The following is a 22,339-nucleotide window of genomic DNA, read 5'->3' on the forward strand; positions in this document are numbered from 1 at the left end:
CTTAGAGCTTAGAGCTTAGACTGAAATGCCCGAACTATTCACAGACGACTGCAACCTTCTCACTTGCTGCAGTATTGGCTGGCGCTGGATGATCGATCAGTCGGATAGGGGACTCATACAGTGCTGACAAAGCCTCTTCATCGAGTAACTTATCCGCGCTGCCTTCGAACGCAATCTGACCTTTTTTCAGGGCGACAATATGCGTCGCGTAACGAAGCGCTAGGTTCAAATCGTGTAAAATAACGATCACCCCAACATCTTCTTTTTTGTTGAGTTCAGACAGTAAGCCCATTAGCTGAAATTGATGATGAACATCCAGTGCAGAAGTCGGTTCATCAAGGATCAATACCGGTGACTGTTGAGCTAGTAACATAGAGACCCACGCTCGTTGACGTTCACCACCAGATAAGTCATCCGCTAATGCTTGTGAGAATTCAGTAACACCGGTTCTTTCCATTGCTTGCTGGATGATCGACTTATCTTCTGAATTCCAACGGCCTAGTGCGCCTCTCCATGGGAAACGCCCTAAACGAACCAGCTCTTCGACAGTTAAGCCAGCAGAAGCGGGGAGTTTTTGCGGTAAATAAGCAATCTGCTTGGCTAAGTCTTTGCTTTTGAATGAAGAGAGGGAAGCGCCGTCTAGTTCCACGCTGCCATGATCTGGTGACATCTGCCCTGAGAGTAAATTAACGAGTGTAGATTTACCCGAACCATTATGGCCAAGAACGACGGTCAGTTCGTTGGTCGGAATCGAGAGGTCTTCGATTGAGAGAATCGTTCGTTCATCACGAACAATTTTGATGTTTGAAAGCTGAAACATGTCAGTCCTGTGCCTAGACCAATAAAGCGCTTCAGTGAAATTAAACGAGCTTTATTGGCTTTTAAAAATAGAGGGTGTTATTGAGCTGTTTTTTTGTTGTCGGGATGTCTTGGGCAATCGTCGCAATACTTTCTAGAGTCGCACTTATAAACTAAGCAGCAGCTGATTCTGATCAGTTTTAGCATCCCCGAATCAGCGTCTATTTTAAGGCTGTTTAAATGATTTTCAGGTAACTGGCATGCTTCTAACCAAAGCTTAGCTTGTTCAGTGATATAATCGTTGGTTAGGCTCGGTTCGTGCTGCTGTAGTTTTATCAAGCTGCCTAATAATAGATCAGCAAGTAGATGATTGGTAAACCCCGGACGAATACGTGTCCACTCACTAATCTGGCTACGATAAAACTCTGTGAGTGCAAGAATAGCTTCGCCTGCTTGTGGAATCAGTTCTTCTGGTGAACCGTGTTGATGATCACCATTAAAGAAACGGTAGCCTGTGACAAATTCTTTGTACCTAAACTGGCCGATGTTCTTAATATCAGGCAGTGAGTGAAGGCCGTAGATAGATATAAAGGTCACGTAGATTGGTTGCCAGCAAACTAGATCCCACGTTCGGGTTAACCAATAGGCTTTGCCTGCTTCAGGGTGGCTCTGCGCAAGGCCATCGTAAACTCGTTTGATTTCTTTATGGCTATCATCATTCGTTATTGCAATGCTCTTGCTATGCAGAACACCAAAGCTTCCACTTAAATAAGGTGTCACTTGTTTTGAGTGAGCGAAGATTTTCTGATGTAGAGACGGGGCTCTCCGACGAGTGATAATATTGTGCAGCTGGGAAAGCATCATAAACCATTAAATGAGAATCAGTAGCGTTATCATAACGGACATAATCGAGGATAACCATACAAAATGGAGCATCTACTCGGTGCCTCTATCTTTTGGTCATTTTATAGAACACACATGAGCGCTTCTTTTTTTGAGTGATAAAAGCCGTTTTAAATGATAAAAGTATTGGTGAATCGAATATGTCGCTGTCAACTATAGAGAATATGAAAGCTTAAATATGAACACACCTGCATTTGGTCGTATCAGTCGCGTTTTAACCTATATCCATTCGAACCTTAGCTCCTCGCTATCGTTAGAAGATATTGCGACACAAAGCTGTTGGTCTCGTTGGCAGCTTCAGAGAGTGTTTCAAGCCGAAACAGGGCTTACTGTGGCTAACTATGTGAGAGAGCTAAAGTTAAGCCAAGCTGCAGAACACTTGCTTGATGGAAAAGAGCGCGTGATAGATATTGCTCTTGGGCTCGGGTTCAATTCAGAAATAAGCTTTAGCCGCTCGTTTAAGCAGATGTTTGGGTCTAGCCCAAGTCAGTATAGAAAAGCAGGCAAAAGAGTCGGACTAAGAAAGCCGATACAAGTATCTGAAACGGCGAGTACTTCTGAAAAGGGGGCGTTAAGCTTTGTGGAAGTGCGCATTGATGAAAGAGAATCTTTCCTAGTGAAAGGTATGACATCAGAAATCAGTGGTTTGTTTTCACTCACGCAAGACTTCGCTCAGAAAGTCCCTCAGCTATGGTCACGTTTAGAAGGTGAAGTTGAGATCCCTGACGACAACGTGCTCCAGTTCATTGGCGTGGTTGACCTGACTCAGTCTTGCTTTGACGGGACGAATATTCACTATTGGGCAGGGGTAGAACTTCAGGAAGGAATTTCAATCCCGCAATTACCGAGTATTATCTCTGAAAGATTAGAGGTACTGACGGTTCCTAAGCAAACTTATGCTGTAGTGAAGCACTGTGGTCCAATTGAGAATTTACGACACACCTTGAGTTGGTTTGTGCTGAATTGGATGCCAAGTTCAGGTTATCGTGGCGTCGATGGATATGAGCTTGAAGTGTACCCGTTTGCCTATCAAGCACATGCCTCTGACGCTGAAATGGAGTACTGGGTTCCTATTATTAAATCGTAGTCATATTCCCGCTCACTCTCTTCTAGCAAAGCCTTCCTATTGATAGGGTCAATTGTCTTTTTAATCACCAATTGACCGTTTTCTACTAAAAATAGGTCAAGTTCTTTTTGAATTTGCACCAAATTGTTAATTATCCCACCTCTAGATACATACAATGCAAATGAGATTTATTATTATTTATATTAAGCATTGGTACCGAGGGAATTATGACCACTCACACTCGTTTTAAGTATTCATCATTGGCAGTCGCGTTGCTGACTGCGTTTTCAGCGCAAGCATTCGCGGAAGATACCGCTACTTCGGCAGATTCGAATGTAGAAACTATTACAGTTATGGGTAAAGCGTATCGTAATACAGCCACAAAATCGGCACTTGAGCCAGAAGAAACACCTCAAGGTATTACCGTCATTGATGAAGAACAGTTAGATCAACGAGGTGTAAAGTCTCTTAACCAAGCGCTTAGATACGCGCCGGGTGTTGTGACTGAGCAAAAGGGCGCATCAGTAACCATGTACGATACGTTCTCGATTCGTGGGTTTAGTAACAATCAGAGTTACTACGATGGCTTGATTCTGCCGTTCCTGACTGGATGGAACCTGCAACCTCAGATCGACCCTATTGCGATTCAGCAAGTTGAAGTGTTTAAAGGCCCTACGTCTGTGTTATATGGATCGATGCCGCCGGGTGGTATGGTCAACATGATCGCGAAGGCACCGCAAGAAGACGGGTCGACAAAAGTGGGTGTATCTACAGGCTCAAGAAACTTGATGGAAGCGTCAATTGATACTTCAGGTCAGTTAGGTGACAGTGACTTTTCATATCGTTTAGTTGCACTCGCTCGTAAACAAGACAGCCAAGTTGATAACGCTGAAGAAGAGCGTTATGTGATTGCTCCATCGCTAGATTGGCAGGTATCTGATAGAACACTTATTAACTTCAATCTTTACTATCAGAATGACCCGTCAATGGGTACTAATTCTGCAATGCCGCTTGAAGTGCTGAAGGCAAGTGATCCATCTGTGTCCATGGGCGACAAGAACTGGAGTACCTTTGAACGTGAAGTCTTGATGTTAGGTTACAAAATTAACCACCAAATCAATGACAACTGGACTTTCCTTCAGAACGCTCGTTATTCCGATGCGTCGCTATATCAAGAAAACACCTACCATCGTGGTACGAATTTTAACGCCGCAACTGGTAGCTTAATTCGAAATGTGTATAGCACGGATGAAGACTCTCAAAGCTTTGTTATCGATAACCAAGTTTCAGGCCGCGTCGAAATTAGTGGCTTAGAGCACAATTTACTATTCGGTGTCGACTACCTAAAGCTAACAGGTGACTCTTTGTACAAAGAGTTTGATGCAAACAGTAGTTTCGGTGATTTCAACGCATACAATCCAAATAACGACCTTTTGGATAAAAGTCAGCTTCAAGAGAATTACCGTGAATCCCACGACATTACTACCGAGCAGTTAGGATTATATTTCCAAGATCAAGTTCGCTACGACGCGCTGGTTTTACTTGCTGGTGGACGTTACGACATGTTCAAAGCGAGTGACGAAAAAACGAGCATTTATCCAACAAGCGATGGCACAGAAAAAGCGGATCACAATCAGTTCTCTTACCGCGTAGGTGCTTTGTATGAGTTAGATAATGGCATCTCTCCATTTGTAAGTTACGCGACGAGTTTTGAACCAGCTGCTGGTACCGATATTAACGGTAACTCGTTGAAACCTCAGCTGGGTGAGCAAGTCGAATTCGGTGTGAAATACCTGTCTGCTGATATGGCACAGCAACTTACAGCATCATACTTTTACATTACTAAGAAAGATTCAATTGCTGCCGATCCATCGGATCCAACGTATCGCTCTAAGATTCAGTTAGGTGAAGTGCGCTCTCAAGGTATGGAAGTTGAAGGCCGATGGTTTGTAACGGAAGATTGGGATGTGAACGCGAGCTATACATACGTCGATATGGAAGTAACGGAAGATGCAAACCCGGATCTAGAAGGAACGACACCAATTTACGTACCGACACACGCCGCTAATCTATGGAGCAATTACTATGTCTATGGTGGTGCTTTATCGGGAACTCGCTTCAGTGCAGGTGCTCGTTACATGGGTGACATGGAGATGGATGCAACCAATACTCAAGGGAAAGTGCCTTCTTACACGGTTGTTGATATCTCTGTGGGTTATGACCTAGGGGAAGCAAGTGAAACTCTGTCAGGTGCAACGGCTAACTTGCTCGTTAATAACCTGTTTAATGAAGAGTACTACACCTGCTACGACCAATCGAACTGTTGGTTCGGTGCTGAGCAGTCTGTAGAGCTCAGCGTGAACTACGAGTTCTAATTCATTTGAATACATAAATCTAAGCAGCCTGTGTAGGCTGCTTTTGTCGTTAAATAAACACTTAAAAAGTGACAGTGATTATATGAAAGCCAACTATTTTACTTCTCGTTTTCCTAAAGTGAGTTCGTTCATTGTCTCATTGAGCTTGTTGTTATCAGCTCAAGCGATGGCCAATTTTCAAGTTGAAGACAGTGAGGGTGTTAAAACCCTTGAAGCTCAGCCTGTTAGAGTGGCTGCGCTGAACTGGGACATAGCCGAACAAGTGATTGAACTCGGTGTAACACCAGTGGCAGTGCCTGATATCGCTGGCTATACAGATTGGGTTGTTCAACCTGCGATTCCAGAAGGCGTGGCAGATATTGGCACTCGAACTGAGCCTAATTTCTCTGCTTTGAAGAAGCTAAACCCTGATGTGATTCTTATCGCTTCTCCTCAGAAAGATCTTCAGGAACGACTTTCTGAAATTGCGCCCGTGCTTTACTACCAAACGTACAGTGACCAGCACAGCAATGCAGCGGCTGCTATCGAGAACTTCAAGAAGATCGGACAGTTGCTTGGTAAAGAAGAACAAGCGAACCAAAAGCTGGCCGCAATGGATGAGCGTATCGCTGTCCTTAAGGCTGAACTGGATAAAGCGTATCCGGGCGACAAACCGAAAGTGACCTCTTTCCGTTTTGCGAGCACCACATCGGTGTTCATTTACGGCGATAACTCTATTCCACAATACGCACTTGAACAGCTAGGCTTTGACAATGCGATGGATCTTCCTGCAAGTCAGTGGGGCATCAGTCAAAAACGCATGACCGAGCTTAAGAACGTGAAGAACGGTATTGCGCTTTACTTTGAACCTTTCCCATATCAACACAAGCTAGACCGTTCTCCGGTTTGGAAGAGCATGCCTTTCGTTCGCAATGGTCAATTTAGCCCGGTCGCGGCTAGTTGGAGTTACGGCGGTGCAATGTCGATTTTGTATAACGCAGAAGCCATGGCGCAATCGCTGCTGACGTTAGCGGAGCAGTAATGAAATCCAGTGGTTTTATGATGTGGGCTGCGCTGCTTTGTGCTGCTCTTGTTCATTTATGGTTAGGGCAGTCGGAATTTGGCCCTATTGGAGAGTTGCTTCAGCAAGTCTCACAGATCAGTGACATCGCGACATTCAACTCAATGGTTGATGATTCATTTGAGTTGATGGCGTTAGCCTATGTCAACTTACCTCGCTTAGTGATGGCGATTTTGGTTGGTGGAACACTTGGCACCATCGGTAGCTTGTTTCAACAATTGACGCAGAATCGCATGATGTCTCCACTGACACTCGGTACATCATCGGGTGCATGGCTTGGTTTGGTTATTCTGAATGTGGTCGCGCCGATGTTGGTCGCTCAGTATTCAGTTTGGTTTGCACTAGTCGGTGCGCTGCTTGCGATGGGGCTGATTGTTTCGATTGTCGGAATCAAAAACATGAGCGGCTTGCCAATTGTATTGGCGGGTATGGCGGTCAACTTGTTGTTAGGGGCATTTGCGACGGCGATTATTCTGCTCAACGATCAGTACGCACAAAATCTGTTTGTGTGGGGAGCGGGCGACCTAGGACAGAATGGTTGGGAACAAGTGCTTTGGTTGATGCCTAAGCTGTTGCCGATTTTTGCGATATTCTTCTTAGCTCCGCGAGTTCTGACTTTGCTTTCAATCGGCACTGAAGGGGCATCAGCGCGCGGGCTTAATATTGGCACTACATTCTTTGTGCTAATGGCAATTGGCGTTTGGTTGGTCTCAGTGTCGATTACTTCGGTGGGCGTGATCAGCTTTATCGGCTTGATTGCTCCGAACATCGCTAGGCATCTCGGTTTTCTAAAGGCCAAACCTGAACTCATCGCAAGCTGCGTATTAGGTGCGCTATTACTTTGTGTCACTGACAGCTTGGCGATCTTCTTGGCGCAGTGGTCTTTGGACATGATTCCAACAGGAACGGCAACTGCAGTGATTGGTGCTCCTGCGTTGATCATTATTGCGAGAAAGCAAATGTCTGCTCAAGATCAGTTGTTTTTCTCAATGCCTAAAGGTCCGAAGTCTATTTCATCTTTGGCTTACTTCTTGTTGGGTTCGATGATCTTCGGGTTGTTGGCGTTGAGTGCATTGTCACAGCCTTCTTCTGATATGGGCTACTTTGTTATCCCAGACGCATTTGAATGGTCTATTCGTTGGCCGAGAATGTTAACCGCGATATTCGCTGGTGGTGGCTTAGCGGTGGCGGGTGTGATTTTACAAAGGTTGGTCTACAATCCGCTCGCAAGCCCAGACATTCTTGGTGTGTCGGCGGGTGCGGTTCTGGCGTTGATTTTCAGCAGCTTGTTTATGGGATATTCGATTCACTCATTGAGCCCTTGGATTGCTTTCTTAGGCAGTGCGATTGCACTGTGTTTATTGCTATTCCTTGGCAAGAAGCATCAGTTTGCACCTTCGATCTTGATTCTCACAGGTATTTCATTAACCGCCGTTTTGGAAGCTTTGGTGCAATTCTCTTTAACGCGAGTGGGTGAGGGGAAATACACTTTATTGGCTTGGTTAGCAGGGTCTACCTATCGTGTTGAACCTGATTCAGCAATGATTATGGCCATAGTGATAACGGCTTGTATTGGTGTGGCTCTGCTGTTGAGTCGTTGGGTGACCTTAATTGCGACTGGACGACAGTTCGCGAGTGCCAGAGGGTTGAATATCAATATCGCATACGTGGCACTGTTGTGTATTGTTGCGATCTTATGCTCGGTCGTGACAACAACCATGGGGCCTGTCGCGTTTGTCGGCTTGTTAGCTCCGCATATCGCTGCAATGGTGGGGGCTCGTTTGGTTCGAGAGCAGATCATCTTGTCGTTTTTAATTGGTGCTGCACTCATGCTATTTGCAGACTGGTTAGGGCAAGTGGTGGTATTCCCAGCTCAACTCGCTGCAGGGACGTTAGTTTCCATTATTGGTGGTAGCTACTTCATCTTCTTGTTATTGAAATCTCGAAGAACATAGGTTCTCCCAAAACTGAGAGTCCTTGATTATCAAAGCTATTGGTAATAAAAGATACGAATGAAAAGCAGTGAATGGAGCGATCCATCACTGCTTTTTTTATTGATGTCGTTTGTGTAATGGGGCGGTGTTAAGCAACACAGGTCTCGCTTCTTAATGTGCAAGTTTGGCATATGTTAATAAAATGTATAACCTAAAGGTCTGACCACTTATAAGGTAGCCACCATGCCAAACCTCGATCGTATTACTTGTTCTATCGATGAAAACCAAATTGCGACGGTTGTGTTGAATCGACCCGATAAGCTCAATGCTATTGATATGGCGATGTTTGAAGCCGTTAATGACATGATAAGTGAGCTCAAGAAGAACAGAGATATTCGAGCTGTTATTGTTAAGGGCAGTGGTTCCGATTTTTGTTCTGGTTTAGATGTTAAATCGTTATTGAACAGTAAAGTAGGGGCGATGAAGCTCTTGTTCAAATGGTTACCGACATTACCCAATGCTGCGCAGCGCTTTTCGCTTGGTTGGCGAGAGATCCCATGTCCTGTTATTTTTGCGATTCATGGTCGTTGTTGGGGAGGAGGCCTTCAATTAGCCAGTGGTGGTGATTTTAGGATGGCCAGTCCAGACGCGACTTTCTCGATATTGGAAGCCAAATGGGGTTTGATTCCTGACATGGGAGGCGCCATCGCATTTCGAGAGTTAATGCGTAAAGATCACACCTTAGAAATGGCGATGACCGCTAAAGAGATCGACTGTGAAACAGCGAAAGACTATGGGCTGGTAACCAAGATTGCCGAAGATCCTTACGCTGAAGCTTATGCGTTGGCACTTGAGTGTGCGAATCGGTCGCCAGATGTCGTCGCTGCTAATAAGAAACTCTACAACAAGACTTGGTGGTCAAGCCCTGGCATGGCAGTGTTCTACGAGACTTGGTATCAGATAAAGGTAGGGTTAGGCAAGAATAGAGCAATCGCTGCTCAACGTGAAATTCATCGAGACAAGCCACGTCCATACGTCGCGAGAAAGTTCAAATAGCGTTTGTACAGGAATAACGGATATTCCATTTGTTTATGGGGCTTTGCGGTAACCTTAGAGCAATTTAATGTCTAAGGCTAAATGAGCAATCTGATGAACAAAACTTTTATTTACTCGCTAGCTGCCACCGCAATTTTTACAAGCTTAAATGCTTTCGCAAGTGGTTTGTTTTTACAAGAAGCTGTCGTCGCCAATGCTGGTACTACCGGCGCTGGTGACGGTGTTTACACTCGTTCGGCTGCGGCGATGTGGACCAACCCAGCCACTATGTCTCATATGGGCGAAAGCAAAACCACGATCAATACCATGGCGTTTGATCTTGAGATGCAATATCAAGACAACGGCGACAAGCAAGATGGTAAAGCTCATTCAGTCATGCCTTCATTTGGCGCCTTCCACGCGCATCAAGTCACAGACAAATTACACCTTGGTATCGCGCTTGGCGCTGTTGGTGGTTCTAGCCTTGATTACGGCAGTGATTGGGCGGGTGCTGCACTTCTAGAAGATATCACGCTCACTGCAATGCAAGTAAACCCATCACTGAGTTATAAACTGAATGACCAGTGGTCGGTGGGCGCGGGTGTTCAATTCAGTTGGGCTGCGTTTCAACAAACGACATCAATGCTTACTGCTAAACAAGATACTGACTGGGCATACGGTTATAACCTTGGCGTAATGTACACACCGACAGACAAACTCAAATTAGGTGCGAGCTACCGTTCTAAACTCGAGCATGAATTCAACAATGACGTAAACGGTAAGCTAGGTGCTGACGCTTTGAATTCGTTATCGACAGATATTGCTTTACCTGAAATTATCGATGTCAGTGCGAGCTATGCATTGAACTCTCAACTTGACCTGCTTGCCAGCATTCAATTCCACCGTTGGAGTGAGTGGGATGAGACCGTTTTAGATTTTGGAGTGACGGCCAAAGATGGAATCCCAATCAAACGTGATTGGGATGACGTTTGGAAGTTTGCAGTTGGTGCTGACTACCAATTGAATTCAGATTGGCGTTTAAAAGCCGGCTTCTCTTATGAGACCTCACCACAAGATGATCCGTCAATGCAATGGGTTGACCTTCCTGTAGGCGAACAGTATCGCTACTCGGTAGGTGCTTCAACGTATTGGGATGATATCTTGATCGATGTGTTCTACGAATACGCTGATTTAGGATCAGTTGACATGAATCGTAATCTAGCCAATACACCGATTACATTGGTTAACGGTTCTTTCGACGGCCGTATCCACTTTGTTGGGGTTAGTGCGACCTTCTGATGACATTACGTAATCTATTACTTGTTGCTACGGCAACGTTCGGATCGATGGGTGCTTTTTCTGAAGAGAAGCACCCTGACGATCCGACTAAAATCGTGACCAAAGCGGGCGTTGCTTATAACGAAGATTTGCAGTTCTCTGGGTCTATTGGGCTTGATGAAGCGCGAATGATCAACGCTCGTGTCAATGCAGATGGCGAAGAGTGGCGATTAGGCGGTTCATGGTTGTTGCCTATGGGTATCGTGAACTTCAACTTTAGCCGTTCTGAATATGACAACGATGCTTATAAGAACAACTACAGTATCGGTACGTTTATACCACTGAGCTATTTCGATATTGAGCCGTTCGGTTGGCAAATCTTCCCTATGGCTGGTTACAGCTATAATGACGGCGAAGTAGCTGTTTTCGATGACGATAATGTTGGCTCCGACTATGTATTGATGCCGAGCTCAACACACGGTGGCTACATTGGTGCGTTTGGCTTAAAAACGATTACGGATGAATGGTCTATCATGGGCTTCGGTGGTGGTTCAATGGGCTCTGATGATTATTCAGGGTATTGGGCAGGCGTCGGTGCTAGCTACAAGTTGAGTGATGCTCAATCATTCAACTTCTTCACTATTTTTGCTGAGGACGATTTCGGTGAAAATAACAGTGTTGGTGCGTCTTACACCTATGAGTTCAAATAACTGTTAGCAGGCAGAAATTCGCAGGTGGACACCTCTCGTAAGAACCATTGACTTAGTCCAGATTAAATTGAACAAAGTCGCTTATTAAAACTTAGCGACTTTCTTTTGTTACCATTTCTCCAATCTTTTTTATCTCTTTTTGATGCTTTCTATATCTTTCTCACATGAGAGTGCCGCTCTCTTAATCTAGATTAAGTTTTCGCTGCCTTATTCTCTGTAGTATCCGCCTGAATCAGTGCCCATGCTTAATGGGTAACTTGCGTAACACGATTTTGAGAGGAAGACACTTGAGCACTTTGTTTACAGAAACCCACATTGGCAAGATGACACTAAAGAATCGCTTCATGAGAAGTGCAACGTGGGAAAATATGGCCACCGAAGATGGGCATATGACAGATAAACTGTACGCTATCTATGAAGAGTTGGCTCAAGGTGAAGTCGGCCTGATCGTGACGGGCTACGCGAACATTGTTGAAGAAGAAAAGCCGAATGCAGGCATGATGGGTATGTATAACGACTCATTCATTGAAGAGTATCAAAAGCTGACTCAACTGGTGCACGACAACGACTCTAAAATCGTGATGCAGTTGGCTTATGGTGGCACCAAAACCACGCATGACCTTGGCGAGCGAGTAATCTACGCACCAAGTGAGGTTCCAGAAAAAGGAACTCAAACTCTAGGCAAAGCGATGACCAAAGACGAGATCGACTACATTGTTGATGCGTTTGCTCAAGCGTCTTTGAGAGCACAGAAGTCAGGCTTTGATGGCGTTGAAATTCATGCCGCTCACACTTACCTGATTAACCAATTTCTAAGCCCTTATTACAACCAACGTGAAGATGAATACGGCGGTAGCTTAGAAAACCGCATGAGATTTTTGTTAGAGATCTATACCGCGACACGTAAGCTGGTGGGTGATGATTTCCCTATCTTGGTTAAGCTCACGGCATCCGAGTTTTTTGAAGGTGGCGTCACCTTTGAGGAAACACGTATTGTCTGTAAAAAGCTTGAACAAGTGGGTGTGGATGGCATTGTCGTGTCAGGCAATATTCATGGCAAAGCAGACACTATGATTGGCGAGTCGCACGATGGTTTTACCATTCAAGCTGAAGGCTACTTCCATGAGTATGGTCACGCGATTAGCCAAGACGTTAATATCCCAGTGATCACGGTTGGTGGTCTAACGGATTTTGATGCTATCGAAGCGATTGCAAACAACACGGGCATTGAGTACTTCGCGCTTTCAAGACCGCTGCTTTCTGAACCCCATTTAGTGAAGCGTTGGAAGGAAGGGGATAGAAGCCCTGTTGAATGCGAACGATGCTCTAAGTGTCGTACTAAGCGCGGTAACTTCTGCGTGGTGAATAAAGACAGAAAAGTACAGCTTGCACGCATGTAGTCGCTGAGCCCAGCTCCAAGCGAGCTCCGAAGTTTATAGCTGAGTCTAAGTTTGAGCCTGTGTAATCGCGCAGGCTCTTGTTCATTCCGTATTCCACGAAACGAAATTTGAAACCTTATTAATCACATCTTCCTGTCAAATTGGCGCGACTAAACAGTTACACTACGCCTGTAAATTATCCAACCAAGTTATCGATAAAAACTGAGCAAACTTTGAAACTACTTCCTCTTCTTAAGCAACCTCGAATCCACTGACGTCTCTTTAGTTTTAGCGATATTGCTATGATTTAAGCGTGATACTCACTATTCATCCCAGTGAACCCTGTATTTATAGGGCGTTAGTTTGTACACCTTGGATTTGCATCGTCGAACATTTTGATAGTTAACGAATAAAACTTAATAGATCATTCAGAGGTAAAAATGCAAAAGAAGCATTGGTCCAAATTCGAGTTGCTGCATGAAGTCGTAACCAACCCCAATATTCACGTAAAAGGTCAACACAGTTATTACAGCGATTGCTGGGATAATGGGTTCGAGCAATCTGTCGTCCGTTATTTACATGGCGACGAAGTCAGCCGCCAGTGGGAGCCTCGATGGGAAATCGACGAACTCCATATCGGCGATTATGTCTGCATTGGCGCAGAGGTTGTGATTTTAATGGGTGGCAACCATACCCACAGAGTTGATTGGTTTTCGCTGTATCCATTTATGGATGTAATCGACGATGCCTACATTGGCAAAGGTGACACTCACATTGAAGATGGGGTGTGGTTAGGCATGCGAGCGATGGTGATGCCCGGTGTGACGATTGGCGAAGGCGCTGTGGTTGCAGCGAATAGTGTGGTGACTAAAGACGTCGCTCCATACAGCATTGTCGGTGGTTCTCCAGCTAAAGTCGTCAAATACCGCTTTGATGAGTCCGTTATTGATGAACTCATGTTATTCAAAATATACGAGTGGCCCTCAGATAAATTTGAAGCGCTGAAACCGTATTTATGTAACTCACACTTTTCAAAGTTAAAGCAGGCGATAACGGATTACGACAATTGTTTGTAAGGAGCACTTGTAACGAGCGTTTGTAAGGTACAGGTATAGCCACAGATTTGTATAGAAAGATCTGTGTCATATTTATATTGAAAAACACGTTAAATCAGTCCGTTACCTTGCAATACTCAACATGGTGTACCAATCTTATTTCATAAGCATGGATAAGGATTGTGTATGCCCGCAAGTTCAATGAAAAACAAAGGGGTGGTGGGGAAAGTCCTACTGCCTTCTTTACTCATAAATCTTCTCTCTCTCGCCGTTCCGTTAACGGTTTTGCAAATTTACGATCGTATTTTACCTAACCAAAGTTACGGTACTGCCACTTTGTTGTTGGCGGGTGCAGCGTTGGCTGTTGCCATGGAAGCATTGATCCGGTTTGTGCGTACTTGGCTTTTGTCAGCCGCGGCCAGCAATACCGAGAAAGCGACCTATCAAACCTTGGTTGAAAGAGTAACAAAGGCTTCATCAGGCCATCTTCGCCACATTGGTGTTGGTGGCGTGGAAGAGGGGCTGGGCTCAGTATCAAAAGTCAAAGATTGGTATTCCGGTGGTGTGATTGCAGGCTTTATTGATTTGCCTTTTGCATTGATCTTCTTGGGCTTGGTGGCTTACATCGGCGGTGAGCTGGTGGCGATACCTTTGGCAGTTTGGCTGATTACTCTCGGAATCGTTTGGTTATCTTCTATTCGCGTTAAAAGCTTAAGTGAAGAAGCTTCCCAAGATGAGCAGGAGCGAAAAGCGTTCTTGATTTTACTGAGCCAAACCATTCAGGGAATCAAACGCCAGGCTGTTGAGTCTCGAATCTTCAATCAGTTTAAATCCCTCAATAATGTTCGCTCTCAGTCTAAAGCGAGAGAAGAAGAACAGAATGCCTTCGCCCAAGAATGTATTCAGCTTGCTGCATTAGCCACGTCAGTTTTACTTGTGATTACGGGGAGCTTGTGGGTGTTGGATGGCCAGTTAACCACTGGTGGATTGGCGGCATGTTCTATCTTATCGGGCAGAGCCGTCGCACCTTTAAGTGCTTTGGTGGGAGTTCGAATTAAGCTTAATTCAATACACAGTGCTAATCAGGCAATAGAAAAATTGAGTGACTTATCACTATCGGATTCTTCAGATTCTGAGCAAGCCGAGAACCACTTATCTGACTTTGAGACGTTGGAAATTCAGCAAGCGACCGTTGAAAGATACGGTGAACTCTCTCATGCAGATATCACCTTGAATAAAGGTGAGTTGGTATTGTTAGAGAGTGAAGATCGCCACACCAACAGTCATTTATTGTCGTCGATTGCAGGTATTGATGATCTAAAAGCGGGTGAGTGCTTCATTAACGGAGCTGCAGTTTCAATCGCATCCGTAACCAATATTGCTGCCTACTGTGGCGTTAAAGGACAACTGGTGTCGGGGACCATTCTTGACAACTTGTGTGGCTTTGACCCTGAGAAAACGCAAAGCGCCAGTGACTATGCAAAGCGTTTGGGTTTAACCAAAGAGATTACTCGATTACCCGATGGACTAGAGACACAAATTGGCCATACGAGTGCTTCTTTGTTGAGTATGGGTAACGTGAAAATGCTCAATATCGCGGCTCAATTGGCAAGTGATAAACCCATAATCATGTTGGAAAGGCCGGATTCTTCACTTGATTTAGACGCCCTTGGGAATCTAGCTAAGGTGTTGGAAGAAGAAGTAACGGCAGGGCGCACGATACTGATGGTGAGCTACCATTCGAAGCTTCGCGAATTTGCTAATCGAATCATTACAGTGGAAAGTCGAGCTATTACGGTCGACAGCGAGAGCAATCAGGAGGCCGTCGTATGAATCGTTTAGATATTGGTAACCCTTCAGGTACGAACAACCGTGCAGATACCAGCGGTCGACAAGAGGTGATGAACCATTTAGAAACCGAGAGCCTTTCCGTTCTTAAGCAGTTGGAAGTTAATGCTAATATCCAGTTGTTCGCACATCAATGGGTCGATGAAAATGGCATTGAATCAATCGACGATATGTTTGCCTTGTTCGACAGGCTTGCACTGCCTTATCGCTTGGTTGCCAACCTAGATGAAGTTGGTGAACATAAATTGGTCTTACTGGTACTTGGTGAACATGAGCTGGTCTCTGGTCATTTAGAATCCAAGCAATTTGTTGCCTTTAATGCCAATGACGACATCACCGATGTCCCTCAGTTTTGTATTGTTATCGAAGGGCCACCATTAGAGAAGGCCTCTCCTGATTGGGTTGGCGAAAGGTTACATGCGTTTCGTCCCATCATTCCTAAATTGTTATTGGTCAGCTTTATCACTAACTTATTTGCGCTTGCCGTTCCTTTCATCACGATGTCGATTTATGACCATGTGATTGGCGGTGATGCAGGGCATGAGCTGCAAGGTATCGCCATTGGCGCGGCGTTGTTGTTTGTGATGATGGGTTGGTTGAGAACATTACGTAGCCGAGTGTTTGCTTCAGTTTCCAACCGAGTAAGTCGTGAGATTTCTCAATCCCTCGTGCAGCGTCTGCTTCGTAATAGCTATGCTCAAAATCAGCAAACAGCTTCTTCTAGTCAGCAAAACCAAGTGATGCTGTCAGAGCGTATTTCAGGTGTGCTATCGGGGCCATTAGGAAATGCGCTGTTTGATCTGCCATTCATTCTTATTTTTGTACTTGCGATAGGTGTTTTAGGCGGGTGGTTGGTACTGGTTCCAGTCGTCTCTTTAATCCTTTATTACTTGCTAGCAAAACGCTCGATACGCTCTAGCAGCAAGCGCTCTATGCAATCGACAGTGGCAGGTACGAATCGTCAAAACATGACCAATGAACTGTCATCCAAGCTTGCCTTTATTCGCAGTGCTGGATTCTCAGAGCACTGGATTCAACGTTTCAAAAAAGCCAATCTTCTTGCTTCAACAGTGACCTTTAATCAATCGGTTCTCCAGAGTCGGTACACCTCGATTTACTATTTCATTGGTGTGGGCTCGACACTCGCCGTGATGGGGTTAGGCATAGGACTTATTTTTGAACAAGTGATGACCCCTGGTGGTTTGATTGCTTCAATGATGTTGATATCTAAGGTGACGGGTCCAGCTCAGGTGTTGGCAAACAGTGCGATGCGTTTTAATAGCTTTAATCAATCCAAGCTGCAAGTGAACCGTATTTTGTCTCAGCCGTCTGAGCGTGAATTCAGTTACCAGCATCACCCGTTACCTGTGGTAGCGCCTAACTTGAAATTAGAGCAAGTGACACTGCGCTATCCCAAACAGAGTCGCCCGGCCTTGAATGGTGTGAGTTTTGATATTGAAGCCGGTGAAATTGTCGCGATTACCGGCCCTTCTGGGAGCGGTAAATCAACATTAATTGAAGTGCTGTCTGGCTTGCAGCCTATCCAAAACGGCATGGTCGAGCTTGAAGGCGTTAACCTCGTTCAATACGATCCGCAGCTTTATCGCCACTGGTGTTTCATTCGAGCCGCATATCCTGATTTGCTCACGCTGAGTATTCGAGAGTGGCTAAACGACGGTCACAAAGTCGAAGATCAGAAAATGATCTCTGCAATTGAAATGGTCGGTGGAAAGCGTTGGTTCGAGACATTATCAGGTGGGCTCGATACTTCCATCAGCAGTATTCAGCCGGACAGCCTTTTTGACATGTTGTCTGGCAGCGTCGCGCAGATCCTCATTGACGCGAAAGCGCTGGTTTATGACTACCCAATGTTCTTAATGGATAATCCTGTGCCTGATGCTCACCCAAATGCTAAACGTATGTTTGGTGAGTTTGTGCAATCGAAAAAAGGAAAAGCAACGGTGATTTACACGTCCCACGATCCGGATTTAATCAAGCTTGCCGATAAAGTGGTGGTATTAAATGAAGGTGCAGTGGTTTATGCCGGTCCATTAGAGCCGGAGCAGTCTTCGAAGCAGGAACAGCCTTCAGAGCCTCAAGCTTCTCAAGAACCGCAGTTATCTGAGCAACCGTTATCTCAAGAGCTACAGCCGTCAACTCAAGAGGCGTCTGCTCAACAAAATGCAGCCCAACAAGAACAATCAGAGTCTAAGCAAGGAGTCGCTAATGACTAAACAATCTATCGAGAAGGGCAAGCGCTACGGTGAGCTTGTTGAATCACAAAATACGGCTCGTACATTAGCGCTGGCCACATGGTCGGTTGCCTTATGTGTTATTGCTTTTGCCACTTGGTCTGTAGTCACTCAAGTTGATGAAATCGCCAAAGCCAAAGGTGCTGTGATTCCGGAAGGCGAGAAGCAAGTATTACAAAGTGCGATTGGCGGTAAGTTAAAGCAAATTCTTGTTAAAGAAGGCCAGTTGGTAGAGAAAGGCCAGCCGCTTGTTGAGTTTGATGCCACTTTCCAGCGTACCGCCCTTGAAGAGCTAAAGTCCCAACAAGTGACGCTTCTAGCCAGTGTGGAACGTATGAATGCGTTGCTTGAGCAACGTGAGCCTAACCTTGCTGAGTTTGAGGTCGATTACCCAGAGATCGTCAGCCAGCAAAAAGCGCAGCTGAACGCGCAAAAAGCCCTCTACTTCCAAAAGCGTGTGGTGCTTGAGAAAGAGAGCGAGCAAATTGCAGAGCAGCTTCGTAGCGTAGAAAAGGCCTTGCCGAGTTATGAGAAAGAGTTAAATGCGACTAAGCAAGAGTTGAACATACTGGAGAAGGGTTATAAAGCGGGTAACATTTCACGTTTACGTGTGCTTGAAATGCGACAAAAATTGGCCAGTATCGAACAGAAAATCGAAGAAGCTCGTGGTAAGAAGTCGGTATTGATTAGACAAGCTGACAGTAATGACCAAAAAATCATACAGCTTCTGGCGGAAGCGAAAGCTAAAGTGAGCGATGATCGTTCTAAAGCCGTATCTGACTTATCAGCATTGAATGCTAGAGTTCGTTCAAGCCAAGCTAAATTGACGAACACTATGTTAGTGTCACCGCTACAAGGCTTGGTGCAAAGCATACCAAGCACGCAGGATGGTGGTGTTATTCAGCCGGGTGGCACGGTAGTTGAAATTGTGCCTGTCGGAGGGAACGCTGACTTCAAAGCACGTTTGTCCCCAAGAGATATTGGTTTTGTGAGTGTTGGGCAGCCCACTCGAGTCAAGATTGATGCGTTTGATTACAGCCGCTTTGGGGCTTTAAAAGGGGCGGTAGAGAGTATTTCACCGACCACAAGTCAAAGCGAACGTGGCGAGATCTATTATGAAGTTGTAGTGTCGGTTGATACGCCTTACTTCCGTGATAACCCTGAAAGCTTTTCCATACTGCCGGGTATGACGGGTGAAGTAGACATCACAACTGGCGAGAAGTCGGTGTTCCAATACTTATGGAAACCGATTTATACCAATGTTAGCGTGGCGTTTGGAGAGAGGTAAAGTTCTCCACTCTGGCTTGCATAAAAAAGGAGCACATGCCGTGCTCCTTTTTTTATCTAACCGAAGGGGTGATGTTCTAGTTATTTGGGTCTATGTCAGGCAGTCCGTCAACGTCATTATGATGGTGTAAAGAATCATCAATAGATGGGTTATCGGTATGGTGAGACAGCCCATCACTCATACCATCGTCAGTTTGCTCAGCCCCATAAGCACTCTCGGCATCACTGAAAATGATATCGATATCATGCGCTACTGGTACATTGTGTGACGGTGAATCTATAGACGGCGAGTCAGCATTAATACCCAGAGCGTCTAGGTAAGCATGGGCACCAGAACGCTGTTCGTGTTCGCCTATCGCTGTATGTTCTAGGTTTGCCGTCACCTCATCAAAATTAAGAGTAACTTCATCAGGGGTGCTGAAAGAGGCATCCGGTTCATCCGCTTGGCTCATGCCGGGTGCTGGAGGAGGTGGTGGAGCGATTGGCGATAAATCCATGCCAGTTAGTGTGGTTTGGTCAATGTGATGTCCGCTGTTTCCATGGACGGATTGCGAGTGCAAATGTAGGTGCACCGCGACTTGTGAGTTTTGATCGCCTCCTAGGGTTAAAACAAACGAGTCGGTTTCGTCTGTACCACTACCGTAAGAGCCTCCTGTATGTGTCTTAACGACGCCTGATGAAGTTTGTTGGTAATCGTAACTCAACTCTCCGGTTGCAGGATTGACATGCAAAGTACCAAATTGACCGTGTAATGCAGTGAGAGAGTGTCCGTGGTGATCTGATATTCCCCAGCCTGTCATTGGCGTAGGCGTTCCTTGGTGAATAATTGGAGGAATTCCGATTGAGGCATGCAGGTCCTGATTGCCTGCACTGCCGGTAATTTTTGCAGGGGCAACTAGGGTTGGCATTGGTGGAACATCGCTGTGTCCATCAATGTGCATTTCAACTTCTTGAGTTGTAATGCCCCCGTGTCCATCATCGACTAATAGAGAAAACTTATCGGTCAATTGTTCACCATTATTTAAAGCATTAACATGGCTATTGCTGTTATTAAGTGTGTAGACCCAAGTTTGTGTATTGCTATTATAGGTAACAGAACCATACTGTGGCTGATGTTGGCTATCAATACTGACAGAATGTTGATCGCTATGATCAACATCGCTGATAATAATTTGCCCAGAGGTCGCATTTGCAGCATCTTCATCAATGTTATGTGCACCTGCGATAACTTCAGAAACTGTTGGTTTATCATTAGTGCCATGCACATTGATGGTAATAATTTGTTTATCACCACCAGCGGTCGTTACTTCATATTGAACCTGCTCGACTTGCCCTGCCGCTAAGTGCTGAATATTGGCATTGGGAACCGAATAAGCCCAATCACCGGCTTTTCCAATGGTCAGATGACCGCCATAGGGATCACTGACCGCATGGGCATTACGAGTGGCGTAAAAATGATCTTCACTGGCATCAGGATCGATAACATTCAACACGCCAGTGACAAATATCGTATGTTGAGCATCACCTTGTACATGGCGATCTTCTGTAATTTGACCGCTTTTATCTCCGGTGAAGATCGCAGCATCGCCAGCTGCCGAGAGCGTCGTTGATGCGCCCGTGTGGGTCACACCACCGTGAGCATCTTTAACATCATAGCTAAAATGCACTTGGCCGTTATAGTCTTTATCTGGGGTAAACGTGAAGGTGCCATCGGCATTTAATACAATAGCACCGTGGTCAGCCTGTAGGTTTTCAATGGATAATTTGCCAATATCGTTGTCGTCAACATCGCTAGAATTGGCCAGTAGCTGTGCAGGGGTGAGGACTATCTGGGTATCTTCTAAGCCATTCGCTAAACGTACTTCAGCTGATGCGACGGGCGCATCATTGGTGCCGTGAACGGTCACTGTGATATCTTTTTTAGCACTGCCATCAATAGATTCAACGGTAAAGGTTTGCTGGAAGCTTTCCCCTGCACCTAAATGTTGGACTTTATCATTGTCAATGTTGTATGACCAATGGCCCTGTGCGTTGATATTGAACTGACCACCTTCGGCGGTGGTGATGGTTTGTGCAATAAAACCGGCTTGGTCGTGATCCGGGTCAATGACCTGTAACGTGCCACCACTGCTGAGTTGACTGGTGGTATTGCCAAAGGAAGTATGATCTTCGTAAACATGATTATTTAGGCTGGAGTAGGGCGTCACTGCAATTTTTGCTTGGTTATCTTCACCGGTCACTTTCACCATAATGGTGAGCTTCTGACCATCAGTGGTTTCGACTTCGTAGGGGAGCTCCATCGACTCGCCAGCATGTAGGCTACTGATTAGATCGTCCGGATGATGATTGGTACCTGTATTTAATCTGAATTGATAAGTGCCATTAGGCCAAACATCAAGGTAACCAGGTGCAAACCCTTGACCTAAATATTTACCGCTAAAAACAAACTGAGTGTTATCGCCACTATCAGGGTCAATCAGCTGAAGCTGGCCTCTATAGGATTTAAATTCACTATCCAGCGCTTGTGTTTCAGTGAGCTGAATGACATTAGAAACCAGTGTGGCTTTATCATCTGTCCCGGCAATCGTAAGCGTGGCGGTTTGTTGCGTACTTCCACCATGGCCATCTTCTACTTGATAAGTGATAGCGATTTGTTGCGACTGACCATTGGCCAAATGGTTAAATGCGGGATCAGTGGCATCAACAATTAATGTATGACCATCAGTATCTAAGGTGATACCTGCGGGGATTTTCCCTGCCTGAGGTTGACCATCGATGGCATATTCAAGGTGGTTGATGGTTAAAGCGTCGCCCTCTTTATCTGTGGCGCCTACTAGCAGATTGAGGGTGTGATGATTATCGGCCCCCTCACTGACACTGTCGGTTAAAGGCGTCACATCAGGGTTGTCGTTAACCGCAGCTAAGTTGGTGGTTGCGCCGGTGTGTGTTACACCACCGTGTGCATCTTTGACGTCATAGCTAAAGTGCACCGCGCCGTTGTAGTCTTTTTCTGGGGTAAACGTAAACGTACCATCGGCATTGTTTAGAATAGAGCCATGGTCAGCATGCAGGTTTTCAATGGTTAGTTTACCGGCGTCATTGGCATCCACATCGACGGTATTCGCTAATAGTTGCGCGGTGGTTAAGGTTTGGCGTGTATCTTCACTGCCATTTGCAAGCACCACTTCAGATGAACAGTAAGGTCTGTCGTTACTGCCGTGAATGGTGATGACAATATCGTGTGTTGTACCATCTTTTGAATGGACTGTAATCGTATCGGTTAAGCTTTGCCCTTCACCAAGTTGGTCAATTGCAGTGCCACGCGTTGTGGGTCTAGCACCTATACCTGATAGATGCCC

The 22,339-nt window shown here is 45.4% G+C and carries 15 protein-coding genes; 12 read left to right on the forward strand and 3 right to left on the reverse strand.

All coding sequences use genetic code 11. The features are described 5' to 3' along the window. Positions 1 to 34: 34 nt before the first annotated feature. Both AB4249_RS10110 and AB4249_RS10115 read right to left on the reverse strand, forming a co-directional pair. Entirely contained in the window at positions 35 to 820 is a 786-nt protein-coding gene (locus AB4249_RS10110) for an ABC transporter ATP-binding protein (protein WP_372058427.1), read from the reverse strand. 77 nt (positions 821 to 897) lie between these two features. Then, a complete protein-coding gene (locus tag AB4249_RS10115) occupies positions 898 to 1,659 on the reverse strand; it encodes a siderophore ferric iron reductase (protein ID WP_102333677.1) in 762 nt (253 codons plus the stop codon). A gap of 220 nt (positions 1,660 to 1,879) precedes the next feature. Between AB4249_RS10115 and AB4249_RS10120 the strand changes: the two genes are divergently transcribed. The 12 genes from AB4249_RS10120 to AB4249_RS10175 all read left to right on the forward strand — a co-directional run bounded on the left by AB4249_RS10120 (position 1,880) and on the right by AB4249_RS10175 (position 18,981). Next, positions 1,880 to 2,788 (forward strand): AraC family transcriptional regulator, encoded by a 909-nt coding sequence (locus tag AB4249_RS10120; RefSeq protein ID WP_017091277.1) that lies wholly within the window; start codon positions 1,880 to 1,882, stop codon positions 2,786 to 2,788. Between the two features lie 206 nt (positions 2,789 to 2,994). Beyond that, on the forward strand, positions 2,995 to 5,142 hold the full coding sequence (locus AB4249_RS10125) for a TonB-dependent siderophore receptor (protein WP_372102971.1): 2,148 nt from the start codon (positions 2,995 to 2,997) through the stop codon (positions 5,140 to 5,142). Positions 5,143 to 5,224: 82 nt separating this feature from the next. Further along, positions 5,225 to 6,163 carry an iron-siderophore ABC transporter substrate-binding protein gene (locus tag AB4249_RS10130; RefSeq protein ID WP_102534971.1) on the forward strand — a complete coding sequence of 313 codons (939 nt, stop codon included), beginning with the start codon at positions 5,225 to 5,227 and terminating at the stop codon, positions 6,161 to 6,163. Then, positions 6,163 to 8,157 (forward strand): Fe(3+)-hydroxamate ABC transporter permease FhuB, encoded by a 1,995-nt coding sequence (gene fhuB, locus AB4249_RS10135; protein WP_372102973.1) that lies wholly within the window; start codon positions 6,163 to 6,165, stop codon positions 8,155 to 8,157. Before AB4249_RS10130 ends, fhuB begins: the two co-directional genes overlap by 1 nt. 222 nt (positions 8,158 to 8,379) lie before the next feature. Further along, positions 8,380 to 9,192 (forward strand): crotonase/enoyl-CoA hydratase family protein, encoded by an 813-nt coding sequence (locus tag AB4249_RS10140; protein WP_017077540.1) that lies wholly within the window; start codon positions 8,380 to 8,382, stop codon positions 9,190 to 9,192. A 93-nt stretch (positions 9,193 to 9,285) separates the two neighbouring features. After that, on the forward strand, positions 9,286 to 10,470 hold the full coding sequence (locus tag AB4249_RS10145) for an OmpP1/FadL family transporter (protein ID WP_372102975.1): 1,185 nt from the start codon (positions 9,286 to 9,288) through the stop codon (positions 10,468 to 10,470). Then, positions 10,470 to 11,159, forward strand: coding sequence for a hypothetical protein (locus tag AB4249_RS10150; RefSeq protein WP_372102977.1), 690 nt, complete (start codon positions 10,470 to 10,472; stop codon positions 11,157 to 11,159). The genes AB4249_RS10145 and AB4249_RS10150 overlap by 1 nt, the downstream gene beginning before the upstream one ends. Positions 11,160 to 11,446: 287 nt before the next feature. Further along, positions 11,447 to 12,559: an NADH:flavin oxidoreductase gene (locus AB4249_RS10155; RefSeq protein WP_032546839.1), complete on the forward strand. Its 1,113-nt coding sequence runs from the start codon at positions 11,447 to 11,449 to the stop codon at positions 12,557 to 12,559. 419 nt (positions 12,560 to 12,978) lie between these two features. Continuing rightward, positions 12,979 to 13,614 carry a CatB-related O-acetyltransferase gene (locus AB4249_RS10160; protein ID WP_372102979.1) on the forward strand — a complete coding sequence of 212 codons (636 nt, stop codon included), beginning with the start codon at positions 12,979 to 12,981 and terminating at the stop codon, positions 13,612 to 13,614. Positions 13,615 to 13,779: 165 nt separating this feature from the next. Beyond that, a complete protein-coding gene (locus tag AB4249_RS10165; RefSeq protein ID WP_372100293.1) occupies positions 13,780 to 15,426 on the forward strand; it encodes an ABC transporter transmembrane domain-containing protein in 1,647 nt (548 codons plus the stop codon). Further along, complete coding sequence (locus AB4249_RS10170; RefSeq protein WP_372102981.1) at positions 15,423 to 17,675, forward strand: ABC transporter transmembrane domain-containing protein; 2,253 nt, start codon at positions 15,423 to 15,425, stop codon at positions 17,673 to 17,675. The genes AB4249_RS10165 and AB4249_RS10170 overlap by 4 nt, the downstream gene beginning before the upstream one ends. Further along, positions 17,668 to 18,981, forward strand: coding sequence for an HlyD family type I secretion periplasmic adaptor subunit (locus tag AB4249_RS10175; RefSeq protein ID WP_017061737.1), 1,314 nt, complete (start codon positions 17,668 to 17,670; stop codon positions 18,979 to 18,981). Before AB4249_RS10170 ends, AB4249_RS10175 begins: the two co-directional genes overlap by 8 nt. Before the next feature lie 76 nt (positions 18,982 to 19,057). On the opposite strand, the gene AB4249_RS10180 is transcribed toward AB4249_RS10175, so the two are convergent. After that, positions 19,058 to 22,339, reverse strand: a 3,282-nt coding sequence (locus AB4249_RS10180; RefSeq protein ID WP_372102983.1) for a VCBS domain-containing protein, incomplete at its 5' end; no start/stop codon positions are given.

This window comes from Vibrio sp. 10N.261.55.F4, assembly GCF_041470465.1.
Classification (GTDB): Bacteria; Pseudomonadota; Gammaproteobacteria; order Enterobacterales; family Vibrionaceae; genus Vibrio; species Vibrio crassostreae_C.

Coding starts and splice junctions, on each gene's coding strand:
- AB4249_RS10110 (WP_372058427.1), bottom strand. CDS start 820: ATGTTTCAGCTTTCAAACATCAAAATTGTTCGTGATGAACGAACGATT.
- AB4249_RS10115 (WP_102333677.1), bottom strand. CDS start 1,659: ATGCTTTCCCAGCTGCACAATATTATCACTCGTCGGAGAGCCCCGTCT.
- AB4249_RS10120 (WP_017091277.1), top strand. CDS start 1,880: ATGAACACACCTGCATTTGGTCGTATCAGTCGCGTTTTAACCTATATC.
- AB4249_RS10125 (WP_372102971.1), top strand. CDS start 2,995: ATGACCACTCACACTCGTTTTAAGTATTCATCATTGGCAGTCGCGTTG.
- AB4249_RS10130 (WP_102534971.1), top strand. CDS start 5,225: ATGAAAGCCAACTATTTTACTTCTCGTTTTCCTAAAGTGAGTTCGTTC.
- fhuB (WP_372102973.1), top strand. CDS start 6,163: ATGAAATCCAGTGGTTTTATGATGTGGGCTGCGCTGCTTTGTGCTGCT.
- AB4249_RS10140 (WP_017077540.1), top strand. CDS start 8,380: ATGCCAAACCTCGATCGTATTACTTGTTCTATCGATGAAAACCAAATT.
- AB4249_RS10145 (WP_372102975.1), top strand. CDS start 9,286: ATGAACAAAACTTTTATTTACTCGCTAGCTGCCACCGCAATTTTTACA.
- AB4249_RS10150 (WP_372102977.1), top strand. CDS start 10,470: ATGACATTACGTAATCTATTACTTGTTGCTACGGCAACGTTCGGATCG.
- AB4249_RS10160 (WP_372102979.1), top strand. CDS start 12,979: ATGCAAAAGAAGCATTGGTCCAAATTCGAGTTGCTGCATGAAGTCGTA.
- AB4249_RS10165 (WP_372100293.1), top strand. CDS start 13,780: ATGCCCGCAAGTTCAATGAAAAACAAAGGGGTGGTGGGGAAAGTCCTA.
- AB4249_RS10170 (WP_372102981.1), top strand. CDS start 15,423: ATGAATCGTTTAGATATTGGTAACCCTTCAGGTACGAACAACCGTGCA.
- AB4249_RS10175 (WP_017061737.1), top strand. CDS start 17,668: ATGACTAAACAATCTATCGAGAAGGGCAAGCGCTACGGTGAGCTTGTT.